A 3366-nucleotide genomic window follows, 5' to 3' on the forward strand; every position below is an offset into this window, starting at 1 on the left:
CCCCTCGGGGGCGGGCCCCCCCAACTGGTAGGCCCGCCCGCCCCGCACGTCGCCCCCCGACCCCGGGGACCGCCCCCCCCGGGGGGCGCCGAGGGGCCGGGCGCCCCCGCCGTGGCCGCCCTCGACCGCCCGGGAGCCCTGGTAGACGACGAACTGGTCGCCGGCGAAGACGTAGGTGCGCCCGTCGCGCCCGACGAACGCGGCGTCGACCCGGTTGTCCTGCGCGATGGCGTTGCGGCCGCGTCCCCAGTCCTCCGCGAGCGGGTACTCCCGGTTCAGCCGGACGTCGAAGCACGAACCGCCCTTGAACAGGTAGGTGTTGCCGTCCGCGCCGCGCAGCACGGCGTCCAGGCCGGTGCGGAACGCGGCCGGAACCGCGCGCAGGACCCGGGGCCGCACGGCCGTCCTGGTGACGGTCGCGCCTTCGAGGGCGCTGTGGCGGTGCCAGCCGTCGGCCCCTTCGACCAGGACCGCCCCGTCCTCGATGAACGCGCACCGCACGTCGTCGAAGTCCGCGTAACGGCGGTAGAGGGCGTCCGACACGGCGTGCAGCCGACCGTCCACGACCAGGTACGCGGTGCGCCGGTCCGCGAACGCCGCCTCGACCCGGCCGGTCAGCGGTGCGGGCAGGGCCGCGAACCTCGGCTCGTGCCGCAGGGCGTCGAGCGATCGGGGGTAGCCGTCGGTGACGGTCGCGAGGTCCGCCCCGTCGTAGCGCACGTACTGGTTGCCGCTGAACAGGTACGTGGCCGAGTCGAGCACCAGCGTGGCGTCCACGCGGCCGTGCCGGGCGATGCCGTTGGCGACGTTGCCCCAGAACGCCGTGTTCGGCGCCGGGTACCGGTCGTCGAGCCCGGTGTAGTCGTCGCCGGTGTAGCGGACGTAGCGGGTGCCCGAGAAGACGTAGGTCCGGCCGTCCCTGCCGACGAAGGCGGCGTCCACGCGGTCGAACGGCAAGCTGTCCCACCGGTCGTCCAGCGGCCTCGGCTCGGACCACCAGCGGCGCTTGGTGTCGAACACGACGTACCGGTCCCCGGAGAACAGGTAGGTCCGGTCGTCCTGGCCGGTGAACACCGCGTCCACGGCCCCGAACCCGTCGTCGGGGAGGTTCCACCAGTTCGCGGCCAGCGGCCTCGGGTAGCCGGCGTCGGGGACCGCGTGGGCGCGCGTCGAGTAGCGGACGTGGTACTGGACGTCGTGCCGGGGGTCGGCGTGCACCTCGATCCGGTCGGTGACGCGCCGCAGGACGAGCCCGACCCCCTGCTCCGCCGACAGGCGCCACTCCGGCGCGGACCCGGTGACGCGCGTGTCGGCGGCGACGGTGATCCCGTGCTCCTGGAGCACGTCGCGCAGCGCCCGGGACACGACGCCCGCGGCCAGGTCCGGCTCGTGCTCGGGCGGCAGGCCGAACAGCAACCCGCCCGCGCCGAACAGGTGGGTCGCGCCGTCCAGCACGAAGGACGCGCCGACGCGCCGCAGCCCGCCCCAGTCGGGTGCGATGGCCCGCGGGTGGCCCAGGTCGACCACCGAGTAGTCGGCGCCGGAGTACCGGAGGTACTTCCCGCCGCTGAACAGGTAGGTCATCCCGTCCAGGCCCACGAACGCGGAGTCGACCACGCCGCCGTCCAGGACCGGGCCCAGCACGCCCCAGCGCTCGGCCGTCGGCGCCGCCGCACCGGCCTCGCCGCACTTCACCGCGACCGTGCGGCCGTCCTTGAACAGGTGGACCACGCCCGAGGGGTCCGCGAAGGCCGCGTCCAGCGCGCCGTCGAACCCGACCGGCACACCGGGCAGGTGGGACTCGACGCGGCGCGGGAAGCCCTCGTCCACGACGACGCCGTCGTTCTCGACGCAGTCGGAGTAGCGCACCACCTGGTCGCCCGAGAACTGCACGCCCGACGACGCCTCGGCGTAGGCGGCGTCGATCCGCCCGGTGTCGACCAGGGAGTTGCGCACCCGCCCCCAGACCTCGGCGGTCGCCCGTTCGCCCACGACGTCACCGACGGCGGCGTAGCGGTCGGCCGCGAACAGGTGGGTCGTGCCGTCGCGGTCCTGGAACGCCGCGTCCACCGAGGACCGGAACCGCTCCGGCAACGGCGTGTGCCGCCCCTCCCCCTCCCACCAGTCACCGATCGCGCGGGGGTAGCCCTCGTCCACGTAGGTGTAGTCGGCGCCGGAGTAGCGCACGTACTGGTCGCCGCGGAACAGGTAGGTCCGGCCTTCGGAGTCCACGAACGCGCTGTCGATCCGGGCCGGCTCGTCGGAGAGGGTGTTGCGGACCGCGCCCCAGACCTGCGTGCTGCGGTCCCAGTGCCCGGCGCCGGGCGCGCGGGTGAAGGCGTGCGACCCGGCCGCGTCGTGCCCGATGACCCACTCCGTGCCGCCCGCGTCGGTGAACGCGGCGTCCACGCCGGCGAGCCCGGCGAACCGGGACGACAGCTCGGCCAGCGGTCGGGGCGCCCCGGTCGGGTCGTCCGAGCCCTCCTGGTAGGTCCAGCACGCGGTGTCGTGGAACAGGTAGCGGTTGCCGTCGGCGGAGTCGAGCAGGGCGTCGATGCGGTCGATGCCGGGCGGCATCACGAGCGGCTCGGTGAACTTGCGCGCCAGGTCCTGGTCGTGGAAGGCCACGGCGACCGCGGGCGCGTCCAGGCCCAGGCGGGTGACCAGCAGCGCGAACCGACGGGTCCGGTCGTAGGCCCGGCGGGCGGCCGACCCCGGCGTGAGGAGGGTGTCGAAGAAGTCGGCCAGGCTGCCGCAGACCCCGGCGCACACGGCCTCGACGGTGGCCGCGGGCAACCCCGTCGCGTCGGTCAGGACCTCGATCAGGGCGTCGCGCTGGAGGTCCGCCCGGGCGGCGAGCGCCGTGACGACCTCCGCGACACCGGCCACCAGCTCCCGTGCCGCGGTGTGCAGCAGGTAGAAGATGTCGGCGGCGTAGTCCTCCAGGTCGGGCAGGGCGAAGCCGAGGGCGTTGGACGGCGTGGCGAACCAGGCGAGCCGGTCCGCGGCCACCGACAGGTCGTCCCGGAGATCGCCGCGGGCGACCAGGATGGTGACGAGCCGGTCGGTCTCGTCGGCGTCGAAGCCCAGTTCGACGAGTGCGTCGAGGTCGAACCGGTAGGGCCGCTGCTCGACGAGGGTGGTGGCGATCCGGCTGGTGATCGTGGCCAGGTCACCGGCGGAGAACAGGCGCTCCCAGGGCGATCCGGCGAGGGACACGACGTTGCCGGGATCGGCGAAGAAGGTCCGCAGCTCCCCCGGCACCCGGTTCTCCTCCAGGTACGTGCCGGACAACGCCTCGGCCGCGGCACGGGCGGCGGCGTGGTCGGTGATCTCCTCGAGCCGCTCCGCGTCCACGGTGAGCAC

Annotated in this window: 1 protein-coding gene; it reads right to left on the minus strand. The window is 74.5% G+C overall.

Going from position 1 to position 3366, the window contains the following annotated elements:
- On the minus strand, positions 1-3366 hold a 3366-nt coding region (locus tag AB0G02_RS29110), incomplete at both ends, for a hemopexin repeat-containing protein (protein ID WP_360800019.1).

It is taken from the genome of Actinosynnema sp. NPDC023658 (genome assembly GCF_040639995.1).
Taxonomy (GTDB): Bacteria; Actinomycetota; Actinomycetes; order Mycobacteriales; family Pseudonocardiaceae; genus Actinosynnema.